Source organism: Pseudomonas sp. 8(2025), assembly GCF_052665325.1.
In genome coordinates this window covers 1-16,659 of sequence record NZ_JBQOIE010000013.1, presented here as the reverse complement: position 1 = coordinate 16,659, position 16,659 = coordinate 1, and the positions used below count along the sequence as shown (strand labels likewise).

The following is a 16,659-nucleotide window of genomic DNA, read 5'->3' as shown; positions in this document are numbered from 1 at the left end:
GCAGCACAGGAGCCAGACATGAACGATACGAATTCCGAAGCCAAATACGAGTCCATCCTCCTGCGGGTGCTGTGGATGCTGATATTCGTGCTGGTGTGGCAGGTGGCGCAGTTTCTCCTGGGCGCGCTGGTGCTGGTGCAGTTGATCTATCGCCTGATCTACGGCGCGCCGAATGCCGGCCTGATGAACTTCGGCGATAGCCTGAGCCAGTTCCTGGCGCAGATCGGCCGTTTCGGCAGCTTCCATACCGAACAGAAACCCTGGCCGTTCGCCGATTGGCCCGCTCCCCGGGCGCCTGAAGGCGAAGCTCCCCATAGCGTGCCGCCAGCGCCTCACCCGGTGCGTGACGAGGAGCCCAAGCTGTGAAGCTGTGGGTGCTGCGTCACGGCCAGGCCGAGTCCCATGCGCCGACCGATGCCCAGCGCAACCTCACGGCCCACGGTCGCGAGGAAGTGCTGGGCAGCGCCGCGCACCTGATCGGCCAGCCCATCGCCGCGATCCTCGCCAGCCCTTATGTACGTGCCCAGCAGACTGCACAGCTGGTGCGCGAGGCCCTGGGGTTCGAAGGCGAGATCCGCACCGTGCCCTGGCTCACCCCCGAGGCCAACCCGCTGCAGGTGCTGGAGCAACTGGACAGTGCCGACAACCTGCTGCTGGTCAGCCATCAACCCCTGGTGGGCAACCTGATCGGCCTGTTGCAGCACGGCCACCTGCGTGATCCGCAGCCGATGAACACCGCCAGCCTGGCGGAGCTCGAAGGCGACTGGCCCCTGGCGGGGCTGATGACCTTGAATGCCGTGACACACCCTTGATGGACGCGGCGGCAGGGCATGCCCGGGCCGCCGTTGTTGTCTCGAACCCACCGATCCCCGGTTGCGATCCGCTACATTTCTTAACTTGCAGCGCTCCTTTGTGCGTGGAATAGTCCACCAAGCAAGTGCTTGGTTGGTGTCGCGAACAGAATAAGAACAAAGGAGCGAGTCATGTCTGCTGCTTTTCGTTTGCCCCTGCAAGTGTTCTACGAGCGCGAGGCTCGTCATCCCCAGCAGCGCTTTCTGGTCCAGCCCAGTGCCGGCGGGCAGGTGCAGGAGCTGAACTGGTTCGAGGTGGGCCAGCAGGCCCGGCGTGCCGCCCAATGGCTGCGCGAGCGCCAGCTGCCTTCCGGCAGCCACATCGCAATCATTGGCAAGAACTCCGCGCACTGGGTCATTGCCGACCTGGCGATCTGGATCGCCGGGCATGTCTCGGTGCCGTTGTATCCCAATCTCACGGCCGAGTCGGTAGCCCAGGTGCTGGAGCATTCCGAGTCGGCCCTGGCCTTTATCGGCAAGCTTGACGACTGGCCGCAAATGGCGCTCGGGATCAAGGCCGGGTTGCCCACCATCCGCTTGCCCCTGGCCCCCGAAGGCCCTTTCGATTTCAGTTGGGAAGACCTGCAACGCTGTCCGCCGCTCGAGGATAGCCCGAGCCCTGCGGCCGATCAGCTGGCCACCATCATCTATACCTCCGGCACCACCGGGCTGCCCAAGGGTGTGATGCACAGTTTCGGCAACCTGGGCTTTGCCGCCAGCCATGGTGTGCAGATGTTCGGCCTGGGCCCCGAGGACCGGCTGCTGTCCTACCTGCCCCTGTGCCACGTGGCCGAGCGCATGTTTGTCGAGATGGCGGCGATCTATACCGGGCAGACGGTGTTCTTCGCCGAAAGCCTGGACACCTTCCTCGCCGACCTGCAGCGAGCCCGGCCCACCGCGCTGTTTGGCGTGCCGCGGATCTGGACCAAGTTCCAGATGGGGGTCTACAGCAAGGTGCCGGCCAAGCGCCTGGATTTTCTCCTGGGCCTGCCCTTTATCGGCAAGCGTGTCGGCCACAAGGTGCTGAGCGGGCTCGGGCTGGACGCGTTGCGGGTGGCGCTGTCGGGAGCGGCACCGGTGCCCCAGACCTTGTTGCACTGGTATCGACGCCTCGGGCTGGACGTGCTGGAGGTGTACGGCATGACCGAGAGCTGCGGCTACTCCCATATCGGCCGCTCCGGTGAGCATGTGCCCGGCTGGATTGGCCGGCCCTGCCCGGAAGTCGAGGTGCGCATCGACGAGGCGGGGGAGGTTCAGGTACGCAGCGGAGCCACTATGCTGGGCTATTTCAAGGACCCGCAGAAGACCGCCGAAACCGTCACCGAGGATGGTTTCCTGCGCACCGGCGACAAGGGGGAGCAGGATGCCGCCGGCAACCTGCGCCTGACCGGCCGGCTCAAGGAGATCTTCAAGACCAGCAAGGGCAAGTACGTGGCCCCGGCGCCCATCGAGAACCGCCTGGCGGTGCATGCCCATATCGAGCAGGTGTGCGTGGTGGGCGACGGGCTGATTGCCCCCCTGGGCCTGTGCGTGCTTTCGGCTGCGGGCGTGCAGGCCGCCGCCGGCAGTGCCAGGGAAGGCTTGCACAGCAGCCTGGAAAGCCTGCTGGCCCAGGTCAATGGCAGCCTGGACAAGCACGAGCGGCTGCATCGGCTGGTGGTGGTCAAGGACAGTTGGGCGGTGGAAAACGGCTTTCTCACTCCAACCCTGAAGATCAAGCGCAATGTGATCGAAGCTACCTATGGCGGCAGTTTTCAAGCCTGGAGCGAGCGCAGCGAAGCCGTGCTGTGGCAGGATTGACCGACAATAACCACCCATAAGGGAAGCGGCGATGAGTCTATGGCGCACCACTCCGAACATCGAGCAACTGAACGCGATCCAGAAGAACACCATCGGCGAAGTGCTGGATATTCGCTTCGAGTCCTATGACGAGCAGTCACTGACCGCGAGCATGGTCATCGACCATCGCACCCACCAGCCCTACGGGCTGCTGCACGGCGGGGCCTCGGTGGTGCTGGCGGAAACCGTCGGCTCCATGGCCAGCTACCTGTGCATCGACGCCAGCAAGTTCTACTGCGTGGGGCTGGAGATCAATGCCAATCACCTGCGGGGCTTGCGCACCGGGCGGGTCACGGCGGTGGCCAAGGCCATTCATATCGGGCGCACCACCCATGTCTGGGACATCCGCCTGAGCAGTGATGAAGGCAAGGCCAGTTGCGTCTCGCGCCTGACCATGGCGGTGGTGCCCCTCGGGCAGAACCCGCCGGCGCAATGAGGCAACGCGCCATAGGCTGAGCCTGGGTGTCAGCATTCCTGTCCGTTACGGTCATTGCCCTGGTGCCAGGGCCTGCGGACAATCGGTGTTCGTTTGGTGGATGGATAGGTCGGTATGTCGCAACAGGTGTTTTTCGCTCACGCCAATGGGTTTCCCTCCGGCACGTACGGCAAGTTGTTTGCTGCCCTGGCGCCGGAGTTCGAGGTGGCTCATCTGCAGCAGCATGCCCACGACCCGCGCTTTCCGGTGGACGACAACTGGCGCAGCCTGGTGGATGAACTGATCCATCACCTGCAACAGCAGGCCCAGCCGGTCTGGGGCGTGGGGCATTCGCTGGGTGGTGTGCTGCACCTGCACGCGGCCCTGCGCTGCCCGGAGCTGTATCGGGGGGTGGTGATGCTCGATTCGCCGGTGCTGACCCGGGCCGACCAATGGGTGATTCGCGCCGCCAAGCGCCTGGGCTTCATCGACCGGCTGACTCCGGCCGGGCGCACCCTGGGGCGTCGCGAAGAGTTTGCCGACATCGAGGCCGCCCGCAGTTACTTCTCCCGCAAGACGCTGTTCCGGGCCTTCGATCCCGATTGCCTGGATGCTTACCTGCAGCACGGCCTGCAGCAGGTGGGGGATCGCTTGCGCCTGCGTTTTGACCCGGCCACGGAAATCAGCATCTACCGCGGCGTGCCTCATACCAGCCCGGGCAGTGCGCGCCAGCTCAAGGTACCGCTGGCGGTGGTGCGCGGACAGCAGAGCCGGGTGGTGATGCGCCATCACACCAGTGCGGTCGGGCGCATGCCCCTGGGCGAGTCGCTGACCATGCCCGGTGGCCACATGTTTCCCCTTGAGCGCCCCCAGGACACCGCGGCGCTGCTCAAGGAGCTGTTCACACGCTGGCAACGGAGCCCTGCATGAGCCACGCCGTCGAAGAAGTCCGCCTGAACCTGCCGCACATCGAACTGGCGGCCCATCTGTTCGGGCCCGAGGACGGTCTGCCGGTCATCGCCCTGCATGGCTGGCTGGATAACGCCAACAGCTTCGCCCGGCTGGCGCCCAAGCTCGCCGGCCTGCGCATCGTTGCCCTGGACCTGGCCGGCCACGGTCATTCCGGGCATCGCCCGGCGGGGGCCGGCTATGCCCTGTGGGACTACGTCTATGACGTGCTGCAAGCCGCCGAGCAACTGGGCTGGAAGCGCTTTGCCCTGATGGGCCATTCCCTGGGGGCGATCGTCTCGCTGGTGCTGTCGGCGGCGATGCCGGAGCGGGTTAGCCACCTGGCCCTGATCGATGGGGTGATCCCGCCGACGGCCAATGGCGAGGACGCCGCCGAGCGCCTGGGCATGGCGTTGCAGGCACAGCTGAATCTGCAGAACAAGAGCAAGCCGGTGTACGCCACCCTGGAGCGGGCCATCGAGGCGCGCATGAAGGGCCTGGTGGCGGTTAGCCGCGAGGCGGCCGAACTGCTGGCCCAGCGCGGCCTGATGCCGGTGCCCGGGGGCTATACCTGGCGCAGCGACAGCCGCCTGACCCTGGCTTCGCCGCTGCGCCTGACAGAGGAGCAGGCCATGTCCTTTGTTCAGCGGGTGGCCTGCCCGACACAACTGGTGGTGGCCGCCGATGGCATGCTGGCCAAGCACCAGGCCTTGTTGCAGCGTCTACCCTTCAGCGTTGAGCAGTTGCCCGGCGGGCATCACCTGCACCTCAACGACGAGGCGGGTGCTACCTTTGTCGCAGACTGTTTCAATCGGTTTTTCGCCGTTCCTTGACTTGACGGGATCAACTGTCGAGGCTGGGCGGGTTGAAATGGGAGACAACCATGATAGATCTGTACACCGCTGCGACCCCCAATGGTCACAAGGTTTCCATCCTGCTTGAGGAACTCGGCCTGCCCTATGAGGTGCACGCCTTGAGTTTCGACAAGAAGGAGCAAAAGGCCCCAGCGTTCCTGAAGATCAATCCCAATGGGCGTATTCCGGCCATCGTCGATCGCGACAATGGCGATTTTCCGGTGTTCGAGTCCGGTGCGATCCTGGTGTACCTGGCCGAACGCACTGGCCAGTTGTTGCCGGCCGATCCCAAGGGCCGTTCGCTGGTCATGCAATGGCTGATGTTCCAGATGGGCGGGGTCGGGCCCATGCAGGGCCAGGCCAATGTGTTCTTCCGCTATTTCCCGGAGAAGCTGCAGGGCGCCATCGACCGTTATCAGCACGAGACCCGGCGCCTGTACGAAGTGCTCGACAGCCGCCTGCAACAGGCCGAGTACCTGGCCGGCGACTACAGCATTGCCGACATCGCCACCTTCCCCTGGGTGCGCGGCCATGAATGGTCCGGGGTTTCGGTGCAGGGCCTGCCGGCGTTGCAACGCTGGATGGCGGCCCTGGAGGCCCGTCCTGCGGTGCAGCGAGGCTTGCAGGTTCCACAACGCAGCGACGATGCCAGCGTCGTCAAGGGCGCCCAGGCCATGCTTATCCGATGAGAGTTTCCATGCGTTCAATCAGTGTTCTGGGCCTGTCCCTGGCAAGTACCCTGGTGCTTGCCGCCGATCTGCCGGGCAGCCACGACCTGCCCCTGGTCCCCCGTCTGACCGATGCACAGATCGTCGACTACCGCCCCGAAGTGGAGCAGGAGCGCGTCTACCCCCTGGGTTCGATCCGCCGTATCAGCGGCCAGTTGCGTTTCGATGGCCAGGTCAATGCCCGCGGTAAGCTCACCGCCATCACTTACCAGTTGCCCGCCGAGCGCACATCCAACGAAGCCTTCACCCTGGCCAGGGAGGCGCTGCAAAAGCAGGGCGCCGAGCTGCTGTTCTGGTGCCAGGCCCGCGATTGCGGTGAAAGCAGCCTGTGGGCCAACGAAGTATTCGGCAACGCCAAGCTGTTTGGCGCCGATGAACAGCAGGCCTACCTGCTGCTGCGGCTGGCGGCGCCCCAGGACAACTCCCTGGTAGCCCTGTACAGCATCACCCGGGGTAACCGCCGGGCCTACCTGCATGTGGAGCAGTTCGACGCCAGCGCGCCGCTGGGGGACCTGCTACCCACTTCGGCCACCCTGCTGCGCCAGCTCAAGGACACCGGCAAGCTGGACCTGCCGAAACTCGCCGAGCCCCAGCCCACCTGGCTCAACCTGCTGTCCCGCGGGCTGAACCTGGACACCACCCTGCGCATCAGCCTGTCCGGCAAGCAGGCCGAAGCCTGGCGCCAGGCGCTGATTGGCCAGGGCGTGCTGGCCTCGCGGATGGAAACCGGTAACACCGACGCAGCAGGCCTGCATTTCGAACTACTGCGTTAAGCTGTTTCAGGCAGCCCGCGCTCGCGGGTTCGCCTACTCTTCACTGGTTCTTCTTGCGCGAGACATTTCATGCCCAATAACGATCGCCTGCTGGTGCAGATCCTGCTCCTGGTGTTGTTCGGTGCCAGCTTCTGGGTCATGGCGCCTTTCTGGTCAGCGCTGTTCTGGGGCGCCGTGCTGGCGTTTGCCAGCTGGCCGCTGATGCGCCTGCTGACCCGCTGGCTCAATGGCCGAGAATCCCTGGCAGCGGCCCTGCTGACCCTGGGCTGGATGGTGCTGGTGGCCGCGCCGCTGGTCTGGCTCGGCCTCAACCTGGCGGACCATGTGCGCGATGCCACGGCCTTCATCAAGGACGTGCAGGTCGACGGCCTGCCCGCCGCTCCAGAGTGGCTCGGCAACCTGCCATTGGTGGGCGAGCGCCTGGTGGGCTTGTGGAACAGCATCGACCAGCAGGGCGCGGCCCTGATGCTGGCGGTCAAACCCTATCTGGGGCAGGTGGGCAACTGGCTGCTGGCTCGCAGCGCGCAGATCGGCGGGGGCATTCTGGAACTGACCCTGAGCATCGTCTTCGTGTTTTTCTTCTACCGCGATGGCCCGCGCCTGGCGCTGTTTGTGCACAAGTTGCTGGAGCGCCTGATCGGCGAGCGCGCCGGCTACTACATCGACCTGGTGGCTGGCACCGTGCAACGGGTAGTCAACGGGGTGATCGGCACCGCGGCGGCCCAGGGCCTGCTGGCGCTGATCGGCTTCCTGATTGCCGGAGTGCCCGGGGCGCTGGTGCTGGGGATCGTCACCTTCCTGCTCAGCCTGATTCCCATGGGCCCGCCCTTGGTATGGATCCCGGCTACCGCCTGGCTGGCCTGGAAAGGCGAATATGGCATGGCGGTGTTCCTGGGGATCTGGGGCACTTTCATCATCAGCGGCGTGGACAACGTGCTCAAACCGTACCTGATCAGCCGCGGCGGCAACCTGCCGCTTGTGATCGTGCTGCTGGGAGTGTTCGGTGGCCTGATCGCCTTCGGCTTTATCGGCCTGTTCATCGGCCCGACGCTGCTGGCGGTGGCCTACAGCCTGTTGCTGGACTGGAGCGCCAGCCAGGCCCGGGTCCAGGAGCCGCGTTGAACCACCGATTGCCGCTCCCCCCGGGAGCGGCAACGGACGTCAGGCAGCGACGTTGACGCTGCCGCCGAGGCTGCTGCTGGTGTCCAACTGATACTGCTTGCTCAAGCTGGCGATCATCTTGCCCAGAGCTTCGGCGAGGTTGGCCTGCGGGTCCTGGGGGGCGCTGTCCTGGTTGCTTCCGGCCTGCAACGCGGCCTTGAGCTCATCGCTACTGATGCCGCCACTGCTGTCGCTGTCGAGAATCTTCAGCAGAGCCGAGCTGGTGTCGCTGCTGGTGGAGCTGTTGCCCGAGGCTTGCAGGGCAGTGCTCAGTTCGTCACTGCTGATGACTCCGTCGCCATCGCTGTCCAGGGCGCCGAGCAGGGCATCCGCCAGGTGGGTATCGGGGGCGCGGTCCTTGGGCGGGGGAGGGGCCATGGCGGCCATTTCATCGCTGCTCAAGCTACCGCTGCCGTCACTGTCCAGGTCGCTGAAATTCTTGCTCAGGCTGACCAGGATGCCGTTGTCGCTTTTCTGCGACAGGGCGTTTTTCAGCTCGTCCTGATCCACCGCGCCATCACCGTTGCTGTCGAGCTTGGCGAACAGCTCCTTGTGCAATTGCTGGCCACGGCTGGTGCTGCTGGAGCTGTAATAGCTCGAATAGTTGCTGCTGAGGCTATCGATCATGGGGCTCACTCCCTGCGGATGAATTGAACCGGTGGGGGGCACCGGCCCAAGCAGCCTCAGGGGGGGAGTTGTCCTGGGTATTGGCGGTTTGTACCTGCCGCCACACAAGGCGCTCAAGGCCTGGGTAGACGCAATACCGCGGTCAGGCCGCCGCCGGGGGTTTCTTCGAGGATCAGTTGGCCGCCCAGGCGCTGCGCCGCTTCACGGGCGATGGTCATGCCCAGGCCGACGCCGCCGGAGTTGCGGTTGCGCGAGCCTTCCAGGCGAAAGAATGGCTCGAACACCGCTTCACGCTTGTCGGCGGCAATCCCCGGGCCGTGGTCGATGACCCGGATCAGCAGTTGCCCGCGGTCGTCCTCCAGGGCCAGGGTTGCCTGGCCGGCGTAGCGCAGGGCGTTGTCCAGCAGGTTGTTGAGGCATGACTGCAACGCCATGGGTTGCACCAGCAGCGGCGCGCAATGGCCCTGGGCCTGAGCGTCGGCGCCCTGGTCCTGGGCGTTCTCGCACAGCGACTCCACCAGGGCCTGCACGTCCATCCATTGCTCGGCCTCGCTGGTGCGTTGTTCGTGCAGGTAGCTGAGGGTGGCGTCGAGCATCTTGATCATGTCGTCCAGGTCCTGGCGCATCTGCCCTTGCAGCTTGCTGTCCTCGATCTGCTCCAGGCGCAGTTTCAGCCTTGATAACGGGGTGCGCAGGTCGTGGGAGACGGCACCGAGCATGCGCCCGCGTTGCTGCACCTGCTCGCGGATGCGCTTCTGCATCTGGTTGAAGGTGCTGGCCGCTTGCCGGGCTTCCCTTGGGCCCACCTCTTCCAGGGGCGGGCTGTCGAGGTCTTCGCTCAAACGCTCGGCGGCGGCGCTCAGGCGCTGGATCGGCCGCGACAACAGCTTGGCGCCGTACCAGGCAGCGATGATCAGGGAGATGAACTGGAACGTCAGGGGCACCAGCGGGCCGCCGAACCAGGGCCGTGGCGGGCGCCTTGGATAAGGGGGCGGCGGCTGGCCATTGATCAACTGCGCCGAATCGGGAGGGGGCGGCGGCGGGGGCGGGCCGTAGTGGTGAAACCAGAAGAACGCCAGCAGGTGGGCGAGGACGATCGCGATCAGCAGGACGCCGAACAGGCGGCCGAACAGCGTATCGAACCGCCCGCGCATCAGCCGATGTCCCGGGCGTCGAACAGGTAGCCTTCACCGCGCACGGTCTTGATCAGTTGCGGCGACTTCGGATCGTCGCCGAGCTTTTGCCGCAGGCGCGAGACCAGCAGGTCGATGCTGCGATCAAAGGCCTCGATGGATCGGCCGCGGGCGGCGTCCAGCAATTGTTCGCGGCTCAGTACCCGGCGCGGGCGCTCGATGAACACCCAGAGCAGGCGGAACTCGGCGTTGGACAGCGGCACCACCAGGCCATCGGCGGAAATCAGTTGGCGCAGCACGCTGTTCAGGCGCCAGTTGTCGAAGCGGATATTGGCCCGCTGCTCGCTGCGATCGTCGCGCACCCGGCGCAGGATGGTCTGGATCCGGGCCACCAGTTCCCGTGGCTCGAAAGGCTTGGCCATGTAGTCGTCGGCCCCCAGCTCCAGGCCGATGATGCGATCGGTGGGCTCGCAGCGGGCGGTGAGCATGAGGATCGGGATGTCCGATTCGGTACGCAGCCAGCGGCACAGGGACAGGCCGTCTTCGCCGGGCAGCATCAGGTCCAGCACCACCACGTCGAAGTGCTCGGCCTGCAGGGCCTGGCGCATCGCCGCGCCGTCGGTGACGCCGCTGGCGTGAATGTTGAAACGCGCCAGGTAGTCGATCAGCAACTCGCGGATCGGCACGTCGTCGTCGACGATCAGGGCCCGGGTGTTCCAGCGTTTGTCGTCGCCACTGACCAATGCTTTGGCGTCTTCGTTGAGAGGGGCTGAAGTGTTCTGCATGGGTGCGGTCGTCTGCCAGGTAGGCTGCCGGCGCCTTAGGGCGACGGCGGGGTTGTGGCTTCAGCATAGGCGTCCGGCCCGGGGGCTGGAAGTGCTGTTCGAAGGTGTTGCGGCTGGCGAGGGTAGCGCCGGGGATTGTTGCCGACGTGTCGTCAGTGTATCGAGGTTGATACAAATGCCGTGGCGTGGGGGAGCGATTGCCGGGGCAATCGGCCTTCTTGCGCACCGTTGAGGAGGATTTACCTCTGATCGGGTCCCGGAGCGGCGCGGCTTGCGCTACAATCCGCGCCGATTTCGACTTGCCTGAGAGCCCCTTCATGTCCGCCTGCCAGACTCCTATCATCGTCGCCCTGGATTTCCCCACCCGTGACGCCGCACTGAAACTGGCCGATCAACTGGACCCCAAACTGTGCCGGGTCAAGGTCGGCAAGGAGCTGTTCACCAGCTGCGCCGCCGAGATTGTCGGGACCCTGCGGGACAAGGGTTTCGAAGTGTTCCTGGACCTGAAGTTCCACGATATTCCCAACACCACCGCCATGGCGGTCAAGGCCGCCGCGGAAATGGGCGTGTGGATGGTCAACGTGCACTGCTCCGGCGGCCTGCGCATGATGGCTGCCTGCCGCGAAGTGCTGGACCAGCGCAGCGGCCCCAAGCCGTTGCTGATCGGCGTCACCGTGCTTACCAGCATGGAGCGTGAAGACCTTGCCGGTATCGGCCTGGACATCGAGCCCCAGGAGCAGGTGCTGCGCCTGGCTGCCCTGGCGCAGAAAGCCGGTATGGACGGCCTGGTGTGCTCGGCCCTGGAAGCCCAGGCCCTGAAGAGCGCCCATCCGTCCCTGCAACTGGTGACCCCGGGGATTCGCCCGGCGGGCAGCGCCCAGGACGACCAGCGGCGGATCCTCACCCCGCGCCAGGCCCTGGATGCCGGCTCCGATTACCTGGTGATCGGTCGCCCCATCAGCCAGGCGGCAGATCCGGCCAAGGCGCTGGCCGACGTCGTGGCCGAACTGGCCCTGTAACACGCTTCCTCTTGTAGGAGCCGGCATGCCGGCGATAGCGGTTTTGCGGTTGGCGGCCCTTTCCGGTCGCCGTTGCGGATCGCCGACAAGCCGGCTCCTACGGATTCAGACTTTCAGTATCAGCTTGCCGAAGTTCTCGCCGCTGAACAGCTTGCCCAGGGTTTCCGGGAAGGTTTCCAGGCCCTCGACAATATCCTCCTTGCTCTTGAGCTGTCCCTTGGCCATCCAGCCGGCCATTTCCTGCCCGGCTTCGGCGAACTGCGCGGCATAGTCCATCACCACGAACCCCTCCATGCGCGCCCGGTTGACCAGCAGCGACAGGTAGTTGGCCGGCCCCTTGACCGCCTCCTTGTTGTTGTACTGGCTGATGGCACCGCAGATCACCACCCGCGCCTTGACGTTCAGGCGGCTGAGCACGGCATCGAGGATGTCGCCGCCGACGTTGTCGAAATACACATCGACGCCTTTGGGGCACTCGCGCTTGAGGCCGGCGTGGACGTCTTCGTTCTTGTAGTCGATGGCGCCGTCAAAACCCAGCTCGTCGATGAGGAACCGGCACTTGTCCTGGCCGCCGGCAATCCCCACCACGCGGCAGCCCTTGATCCTGGCGATCTGCCCGGCAATGCTGCCCACCGCGCCGGCGGCCCCGGACAGCACCACGGTGTCGCCGGCCTTGGGCGCGCCCACGTCCAGCAGGGCGAAGTAGGCGGTCATGCCGGTCATGCCCAGGGCTGACAGGTAGAGCGGCAGCGGGGCCAGCTTGGGGTCGACCTTGTAGAAGCCCCGGGGCTCGCCGAGGAAGTAGTCCTGCACGCCGAGTGCACCATTGACGTAGTCGCCCACCGCGAAACCGGGGTGGCTGGAGGCGATTACCTGGCCCACGCCCAGGGCGCGCATGACCTCGCCGATGGCCACCGGGGCAATGTAGGACTTGCCCTCGTTCATCCAGCCGCGCATGGCCGGGTCCAGGGACAGGTATTGGTTCTGCACCAGGATCTGCCCGGCGGCGGGCTCGCCCACTGCCACTTGCTGGTAGGTGAAGGTATCGCGGGTGGCCGGTCCGATGGGGCGTTTGGCGAGCAGGAACTGGCGATTGGTCAGGGCGGTCATGGCAGGCACTCGTGGGATGAATGAACCCCTAGTTGATAGCCCCTTGGCCTCGGTGCCGCAAGGTTTGCCGCTGCAGCGAATGGAGGCCAATCGATCGCCCTGATAAAGCCCCCGGCAGATTCATCACCAGAATGCATGAGCATCCAACCGGGCTTTTGATAGTGCTGACGCCACCAGCCCCGGCTGTGGCTAGATTGGGCCGGGTAGCTGACCCGCATTCGATCGAGGATTCCTGCAATGAGCATGACGTTTTCCGGCCAGGTGGCCCTAGTGACCGGCGCAGCCAATGGTATCGGCCGCGCCACCGCCCAGGCATTTGCCGCACAAGGCTTGAAGGTGGTGGTGGCGGACCTGGACACGGCGGGGGGCGAGGGCACCGTGGCGCTGATCCGCGAGGCCGGTGGCGAGGCATTGTTCGTGCCGTGCAACGTTACCCTGGAGGCGGATGTGCAAAGCCTCATGGCCCGCACCATCGAAGCCTATGGGCGCCTGGATTACGCCTTCAACAATGCCGGTATCGAGATCGAAAAGGGCCGCCTTGCGGAGGGCTCCATGGATGAGTTCGACGCCATCATGGGGGTCAACGTCAAAGGGGTCTGGCTGTGCATGAAGTACCAGTTGCCGCTGCTGCTGGCCCAGGGCGGTGGGGCGATCGTCAACACCGCCTCGGTGGCGGGCCTGGGCGCGGCGCCGAAGATGAGCATCTATGCGGCCTCCAAGCATGCGGTGATCGGCCTGACCAAGTCGGCGGCCATCGAATATGCGAAGAAGAAAATCCGCGTGAACGCGGTATGCCCGGCGGTGATCGACACCGACATGTTCCGCCGTGCCTACGAGGCGGACCCGAAGAAGGCCGAGTTCGCCGCGGCCATGCACCCGGTGGGGCGCATCGGCAAGGTCGAGGAGATCGCCAGTGCGGTGCTCTACCTGTGCAGCGATGGCGCGGCCTTTACCACCGGCCATGCACTGGCGGTCGACGGCGGGGCCACCGCGATCTGATGCCGATGGCCGGGGCCCGATGGAATCGACCTCCAGTGTCCTGAAAACGACCTCGGCGTAGCTTTTTGCCATTATTCCGATGTCAGAGACTTGTGCGCCGGTGCATGCCGTTGCGACCCTTCGCCAAGACAAGATGGCCCTATTGCCATTGGGGATTGGAAGGGGACTGCGCACCATGACTTCGGCCGCAAGTGGACGTTTTGCCAACCTGGGCATGGCAAAGAAACTGGGCATCGGGTTTGCCCTGGTGTTGCTCCTAACCGCTCTGGTGGCGGGGATTGGTGTCTGGTCCCTGCAGACCATCAGCCAGCGCTTCGATGGCCTCAAGCAGATGTCCCAGCTCAATAGCGGCGTGCTCAAGGTGCGGCTGCAGGAGCAGGACTACGCCCTGCATGGCGACAGCAAGACCGTGGACAGCCTGCATGAAAGCCTGGAAGGCCTGCAGGCCCTGGCCCAGCAGCTCAAGGTGCGGTCGGCGGCCAACCAGACCGCGATGGGCGATGTGGAGCTGGCGCTGGCGGACTATCGCAAGGCCTTCGACGAGTTCGTCGAGCTGACCCAGGCCAAGGACCTGGCCCTGGAAATGGCCAGTTGGTCGGTGTCCAGCGTGGCCAATAACCTGGACGTGCTGCAGGCGGGGCTGGCGGATGACGGTGCCTATACGCTCAAGGAATCCCAGGGCAAGGATGGTGCCGAATTCATCGAGCAGGCCAATCAGATCAGCCAGGTTTCACGCCTGATGCTGCAGGCCATGAATGAGGCCCGGTTGCGCCTGGATCAGAACCGCAAGGGCGGCGACCAGGAGCCCGCCGAGCAGGGCAAGATCGAGCAGGCCGATCAGGCCCTGGCCCAGGCCGAGCAGTTGAAGGCCACGGTCAAGGATGCGGGCTATCAGACGGTGCTCAACGAAGTCTCGGGGCATATCGGCAACTTCAGCGAGAAGCTCAACGAGTACACCGGGTTGCTGGCCCAGGAGAAGCAGGTCTATCAGCAGTTGCATGAGCGCGCCGCCCAGGTGATGGCGCGGGTTGATCAGGCGTACGGGGCGCAAGAGCATTCGATGCTGGGGGAACTGGACAAGAACTCCCTGCTGATCATCGGCTCCTCGGCCCTGGCGCTGTTGGTGGGGCTGTTGGCGGCCTTGAGCGTCACCCGCCTGATCGTGCGCCCGTTGCGTAGTGTGATGCACGTGGCTCAGCAGATTGCCGCCGGTGATCTGACCGCGACCGTGGAGGTGACCCGACGTGACGAGATCGGTCAGTTGATGCAGGCCATGCAGCAGATGGGCAGCGGCCTGAGCGGCATTGTCAGTGGCCTGCAGGCGGGGATCGAGCAACTGGCCAGTTCGGCTCAGTCGCTGTCCACGGTGACCGAGCAGACCAACCTGGAAGTCAGCACCCAGAAGGAAGAAACCGAGCAAGTGGCCACGGCGATGAATCAGATGACCGCCACGGTGCACGATGTGGCGCGCAATGCCGAGGAGGCCGCCCAAGCTGCCCAGGCGGCGGACGACAAGGTCGAAAGTGGCCAGCAAGTGGTGCGCCAGAGCATGCAGCGCATCGAGCAACTGGCGGATTCCGCCAGCCGTGCCAGCAGTGGTATCGAGAGCCTGAGCGCGGAAATCGACAACATTGGTAGCGTGCTGGATGTGATCAAGAGCGTGGCCGAGCAGACCAACCTGCTGGCCCTCAACGCCGCTATCGAAGCCGCCAGGGCCGGGGAGCAGGGCCGGGGGTTTGCGGTGGTGGCCGATGAAGTGCGGGCCCTGGCGAAACGCACGCAGCAGTCCACCGAAGAGATCGCCCGGTTGGTGACGGCTCTGCACGCGGCGGCCGACTCCTCGGTGCGGCAGATCCAGAGCAGTGGCGAGCTGGTGAAGCTGGCGGTCAGCGATGCCCTGCAGACCGAAAGCGCCCTGGGTAGCATTGCCGCGGCGGTGTCATTGATCCAGCAGATGAACCAGCAGATCGCCGCTGCGGCCGAGCAGCAGAGTTCGGTGGCCGAAGAGATCAACCGCAGTGTCACCAGCATTCGCGCCAGTGCCGATCAGTCGTCCCTGGCGATGCAGGGCAACGCCGCGTCGAGCATCGAGCTGGCGCAGTTGGGCGTGGAACTGAAGGGGATGGTGGGGCATTTCCGCTTGTAGCGGCGGGGAGGGCGCAGCGTTCTAAAACCCTTGCCCGGGTGTTCCGGGCAAGGGTTTTTTCTGTCAGTCGTAGATGGCTTTCTTTTTCCAGTCGGCGTCGGCTTCCACGGTCTTGAGGCCCTGGGTCAGCTGGTTGTCTTCGTCCGGGGCAGGTTCCAGGGTCGACAGCACCATGGCATTGGCCCGGGCCAGGAGTTTGTCCAGGTATTCCAGTTGCTCCTTGTAGACCGCCGGGTCTGGCTGCTTGCGCAGGTACTGCACGCCACGCTCGAAGGCCAGGCGGGCCTGGCCCGGCTGGTTCTGCTGCAGGGCGTACTGGCCCAGGTTGTTGAAGAACTCGATATGCAGCAGCACCAGGATGTGGCGGATCTCCTTGATCCAGCGCTTGGCTTCGTTGGGCTGCAGGAAACCGTCGTGGGCGGCGCGAGTGACCTGGCCGTGCATGGCCTCCAGCAGGAAGCGCACGTCCTTGGCCTTGGCTTCGGTCTGGATCGGTGCCGGTGGGTTGTTCACCGGGATCGACTCGCCCTGGCCCACCAGGGTATTGAGCTCAGCCAGGCGAACCTTGAGGGCGCTGTCGGTTTTATCGAGGTTGAGCATGCGCTGAACGACGTTCAGCTCCAGGCGCGTCAGCAGCAGCTTGAGGGCCGGTGACATGAACTGGCCGGGGAAGGTTTCGGTGATCTCGCCGCAACGACGCAGGCGATCATTGAGTTCGACCTTGGTGCGGGCTTTTTCCAGTTTGTTGTTTTCCACCACATGGTTCATGTAGCCAATGGCGATCAATAGTGCGATCCCGGCTATTACCAGCAGGGTGATCATGAGTGGTGTCACCGTTAAAACCTCGTTATGGGATTCGCGTGCGAGTGTAGTGGCTTGGCATTTAGACGCATAGCGCCGCTCGACGAGCCGGGCATGGATTGTGCTGCTTATATAGGTGGCATTTGCCTCGGGGGATCCAAGGGTTCAAATTGCCATCACCGGCTGTGGAGGACTATAACGCCTTGTCGAGTGCCAGAATATAGGCGTCAAAGCGCGGACGGCAGAAAACCCTGAAGCGGGCCTAAAACAGCTCCGAAGTCATTGATTTAAATAAAATTATATCTGGGGGTTGACGGCCTCCCAAAGCATCCATAGAATGCGCGCCACTTTCAACGGAAAGCAAATAGCAAAACGTTGAAGGAAGTGAATGCTGTAGCGTGTCCCCTTCGTCTAGTGGCCTAGGACACCGCCCTTTCACGGCGGTAACAGGGGTTCGAGTCCCCTAGGGG

Annotated in this window: 17 protein-coding genes and 1 pseudogene; 13 read left to right on the top strand and 5 right to left on the bottom strand. The window is 64.5% G+C overall.

Going from position 1 to position 16,659, the window contains the following annotated elements; all coding sequences use genetic code 11:
- Positions 1 to 18 precede the first annotated feature (18 nt).
- From ACUXVH_RS22785 to ACUXVH_RS22745, 9 genes are all read left to right on the top strand, one after another.
- Positions 19 to 366, top strand: coding sequence for a DUF4389 domain-containing protein (locus ACUXVH_RS22785; protein ID WP_011060072.1), 348 nt, complete (start codon positions 19 to 21; stop codon positions 364 to 366).
- Positions 363 to 812 (top strand): phosphohistidine phosphatase SixA, encoded by a 450-nt coding sequence (gene sixA / locus ACUXVH_RS22780; protein WP_011060073.1) that lies wholly within the window; start codon positions 363 to 365, stop codon positions 810 to 812. The genes ACUXVH_RS22785 and sixA overlap by 4 nt, the downstream gene beginning before the upstream one ends.
- A 171-nt stretch (positions 813 to 983) precedes the next feature.
- Positions 984 to 2,651, top strand: a complete 1,668-nt coding sequence (locus tag ACUXVH_RS22775) for an AMP-binding protein (protein ID WP_065363408.1) — start codon at positions 984 to 986, stop codon at positions 2,649 to 2,651.
- 31 nt (positions 2,652 to 2,682) lie between these two features.
- Complete coding sequence (locus ACUXVH_RS22770) at positions 2,683 to 3,126, top strand: hotdog fold thioesterase (RefSeq protein WP_011060075.1); 444 nt, start codon at positions 2,683 to 2,685, stop codon at positions 3,124 to 3,126.
- A 114-nt stretch (positions 3,127 to 3,240) separates the two neighbouring features.
- Complete coding sequence (locus ACUXVH_RS22765; RefSeq protein ID WP_011060076.1) at positions 3,241 to 4,035, top strand: alpha/beta fold hydrolase; 795 nt, start codon at positions 3,241 to 3,243, stop codon at positions 4,033 to 4,035.
- Entirely contained in the window at positions 4,032 to 4,886 is an 855-nt protein-coding gene (locus tag ACUXVH_RS22760) for an alpha/beta hydrolase (protein ID WP_065363409.1), read from the top strand. Before ACUXVH_RS22765 ends, ACUXVH_RS22760 begins: the two co-directional genes overlap by 4 nt.
- A gap of 50 nt (positions 4,887 to 4,936) precedes the next feature.
- Positions 4,937 to 5,596 carry a glutathione S-transferase family protein gene (locus ACUXVH_RS22755; protein ID WP_011060078.1) on the top strand — a complete coding sequence of 220 codons (660 nt, stop codon included), beginning with the start codon at positions 4,937 to 4,939 and terminating at the stop codon, positions 5,594 to 5,596.
- Between the two features lie 8 nt (positions 5,597 to 5,604).
- Entirely contained in the window at positions 5,605 to 6,408 is an 804-nt protein-coding gene (locus ACUXVH_RS22750) for a DUF4892 domain-containing protein (RefSeq protein ID WP_053156988.1), read from the top strand.
- A gap of 69 nt (positions 6,409 to 6,477) precedes the next feature.
- Positions 6,478 to 7,530: an AI-2E family transporter gene (locus ACUXVH_RS22745; RefSeq protein WP_065363410.1), complete on the top strand. Its 1,053-nt coding sequence runs from the start codon at positions 6,478 to 6,480 to the stop codon at positions 7,528 to 7,530.
- Between the two features lie 39 nt (positions 7,531 to 7,569).
- Here the strand turns inward: ACUXVH_RS22745 and xopAW are convergent, their stop codons facing one another.
- From xopAW to ACUXVH_RS22730, 3 genes are all read right to left on the bottom strand, one after another.
- Positions 7,570 to 8,196, bottom strand: coding sequence for an EF-hand domain-containing protein (xopAW, locus tag ACUXVH_RS22740; protein WP_011060081.1), 627 nt, complete (start codon positions 8,194 to 8,196; stop codon positions 7,570 to 7,572).
- Positions 8,197 to 8,309: 113 nt separating this feature from the next.
- Positions 8,310 to 9,350 (bottom strand): sensor histidine kinase, encoded by a 1,041-nt coding sequence (locus ACUXVH_RS22735; RefSeq protein WP_065363411.1) that lies wholly within the window; start codon positions 9,348 to 9,350, stop codon positions 8,310 to 8,312.
- Entirely contained in the window at positions 9,350 to 10,114 is a 765-nt protein-coding gene (locus tag ACUXVH_RS22730) for a response regulator (RefSeq protein WP_011060083.1), read from the bottom strand. The genes ACUXVH_RS22735 and ACUXVH_RS22730 overlap by 1 nt, the downstream gene beginning before the upstream one ends.
- A 317-nt stretch (positions 10,115 to 10,431) precedes the next feature.
- Between ACUXVH_RS22730 and pyrF the strand changes: the two genes are divergently transcribed.
- Complete coding sequence (gene pyrF / locus ACUXVH_RS22725; RefSeq protein WP_011060084.1) at positions 10,432 to 11,133, top strand: orotidine-5'-phosphate decarboxylase; 702 nt, start codon at positions 10,432 to 10,434, stop codon at positions 11,131 to 11,133.
- Between the two features lie 105 nt (positions 11,134 to 11,238).
- Here pyrF and ACUXVH_RS22720 read toward each other — a convergent pair whose 3' ends face one another.
- A complete protein-coding gene (locus tag ACUXVH_RS22720) occupies positions 11,239 to 12,243 on the bottom strand; it encodes an NADP-dependent oxidoreductase (protein ID WP_019095878.1) in 1,005 nt (334 codons plus the stop codon).
- Between the two features lie 237 nt (positions 12,244 to 12,480).
- On the opposite strand from ACUXVH_RS22720, the gene ACUXVH_RS22715 reads away from it, so the two are divergent.
- The 3 genes and pseudogenes from ACUXVH_RS22715 (at position 12,481) to ACUXVH_RS22705 (ending at position 15,388) form a co-directional block, all read left to right on the top strand.
- Entirely contained in the window at positions 12,481 to 13,242 is a 762-nt protein-coding gene (locus ACUXVH_RS22715) for an SDR family oxidoreductase (protein ID WP_011060086.1), read from the top strand.
- A 79-nt stretch (positions 13,243 to 13,321) separates the two neighbouring features.
- A pseudogene (locus ACUXVH_RS22710) lies at positions 13,322 to 14,479 on the top strand (methyl-accepting chemotaxis protein); the annotation flags it as partial.
- A 27-nt stretch (positions 14,480 to 14,506) separates the two neighbouring features.
- On the top strand, positions 14,507 to 15,388 hold the full coding sequence (locus tag ACUXVH_RS22705) for a methyl-accepting chemotaxis protein (RefSeq protein WP_370508345.1): 882 nt from the start codon (positions 14,507 to 14,509) through the stop codon (positions 15,386 to 15,388).
- A 63-nt stretch (positions 15,389 to 15,451) separates the two neighbouring features.
- Here ACUXVH_RS22705 and ACUXVH_RS22700 read toward each other — a convergent pair whose 3' ends face one another.
- Complete coding sequence (locus ACUXVH_RS22700) at positions 15,452 to 16,210, bottom strand: hypothetical protein (protein WP_065363413.1); 759 nt, start codon at positions 16,208 to 16,210, stop codon at positions 15,452 to 15,454.
- Between the last annotated feature and the right edge of the window lie 449 nt (positions 16,211 to 16,659).

What these genes read in the sequence shown, in the direction of transcription:
- pyrF (WP_011060084.1), top strand. Translation starts at nt 10,432, where the DNA reads ATGTCCGCCTGCCAGACTCCTATCATCGTCGCCCTGGATTTCCCCACC.
- ACUXVH_RS22715 (WP_011060086.1), top strand. Translation starts at nt 12,481, where the DNA reads ATGAGCATGACGTTTTCCGGCCAGGTGGCCCTAGTGACCGGCGCAGCC.
- ACUXVH_RS22775 (WP_065363408.1), top strand. Translation starts at nt 984, where the DNA reads ATGTCTGCTGCTTTTCGTTTGCCCCTGCAAGTGTTCTACGAGCGCGAG.
- ACUXVH_RS22755 (WP_011060078.1), top strand. Translation starts at nt 4,937, where the DNA reads ATGATAGATCTGTACACCGCTGCGACCCCCAATGGTCACAAGGTTTCC.
- ACUXVH_RS22705 (WP_370508345.1), top strand. Translation starts at nt 14,507, where the DNA reads ATGCAGGCCATGCAGCAGATGGGCAGCGGCCTGAGCGGCATTGTCAGT.
- ACUXVH_RS22765 (WP_011060076.1), top strand. Translation starts at nt 3,241, where the DNA reads ATGTCGCAACAGGTGTTTTTCGCTCACGCCAATGGGTTTCCCTCCGGC.
- ACUXVH_RS22720 (WP_019095878.1), bottom strand. Translation starts at nt 12,243, where the DNA reads ATGACCGCCCTGACCAATCGCCAGTTCCTGCTCGCCAAACGCCCCATC.
- ACUXVH_RS22750 (WP_053156988.1), top strand. Translation starts at nt 5,605, where the DNA reads ATGCGTTCAATCAGTGTTCTGGGCCTGTCCCTGGCAAGTACCCTGGTG.
- ACUXVH_RS22745 (WP_065363410.1), top strand. Translation starts at nt 6,478, where the DNA reads ATGCCCAATAACGATCGCCTGCTGGTGCAGATCCTGCTCCTGGTGTTG.
- ACUXVH_RS22700 (WP_065363413.1), bottom strand. Translation starts at nt 16,210, where the DNA reads ATGATCACCCTGCTGGTAATAGCCGGGATCGCACTATTGATCGCCATT.
- ACUXVH_RS22785 (WP_011060072.1), top strand. Translation starts at nt 19, where the DNA reads ATGAACGATACGAATTCCGAAGCCAAATACGAGTCCATCCTCCTGCGG.
- xopAW (WP_011060081.1), bottom strand. Translation starts at nt 8,196, where the DNA reads ATGATCGATAGCCTCAGCAGCAACTATTCGAGCTATTACAGCTCCAGC.
- ACUXVH_RS22760 (WP_065363409.1), top strand. Translation starts at nt 4,032, where the DNA reads ATGAGCCACGCCGTCGAAGAAGTCCGCCTGAACCTGCCGCACATCGAA.
- ACUXVH_RS22735 (WP_065363411.1), bottom strand. Translation starts at nt 9,350, where the DNA reads ATGCGCGGGCGGTTCGATACGCTGTTCGGCCGCCTGTTCGGCGTCCTG.
- ACUXVH_RS22730 (WP_011060083.1), bottom strand. Translation starts at nt 10,114, where the DNA reads ATGCAGAACACTTCAGCCCCTCTCAACGAAGACGCCAAAGCATTGGTC.
- ACUXVH_RS22770 (WP_011060075.1), top strand. Translation starts at nt 2,683, where the DNA reads ATGAGTCTATGGCGCACCACTCCGAACATCGAGCAACTGAACGCGATC.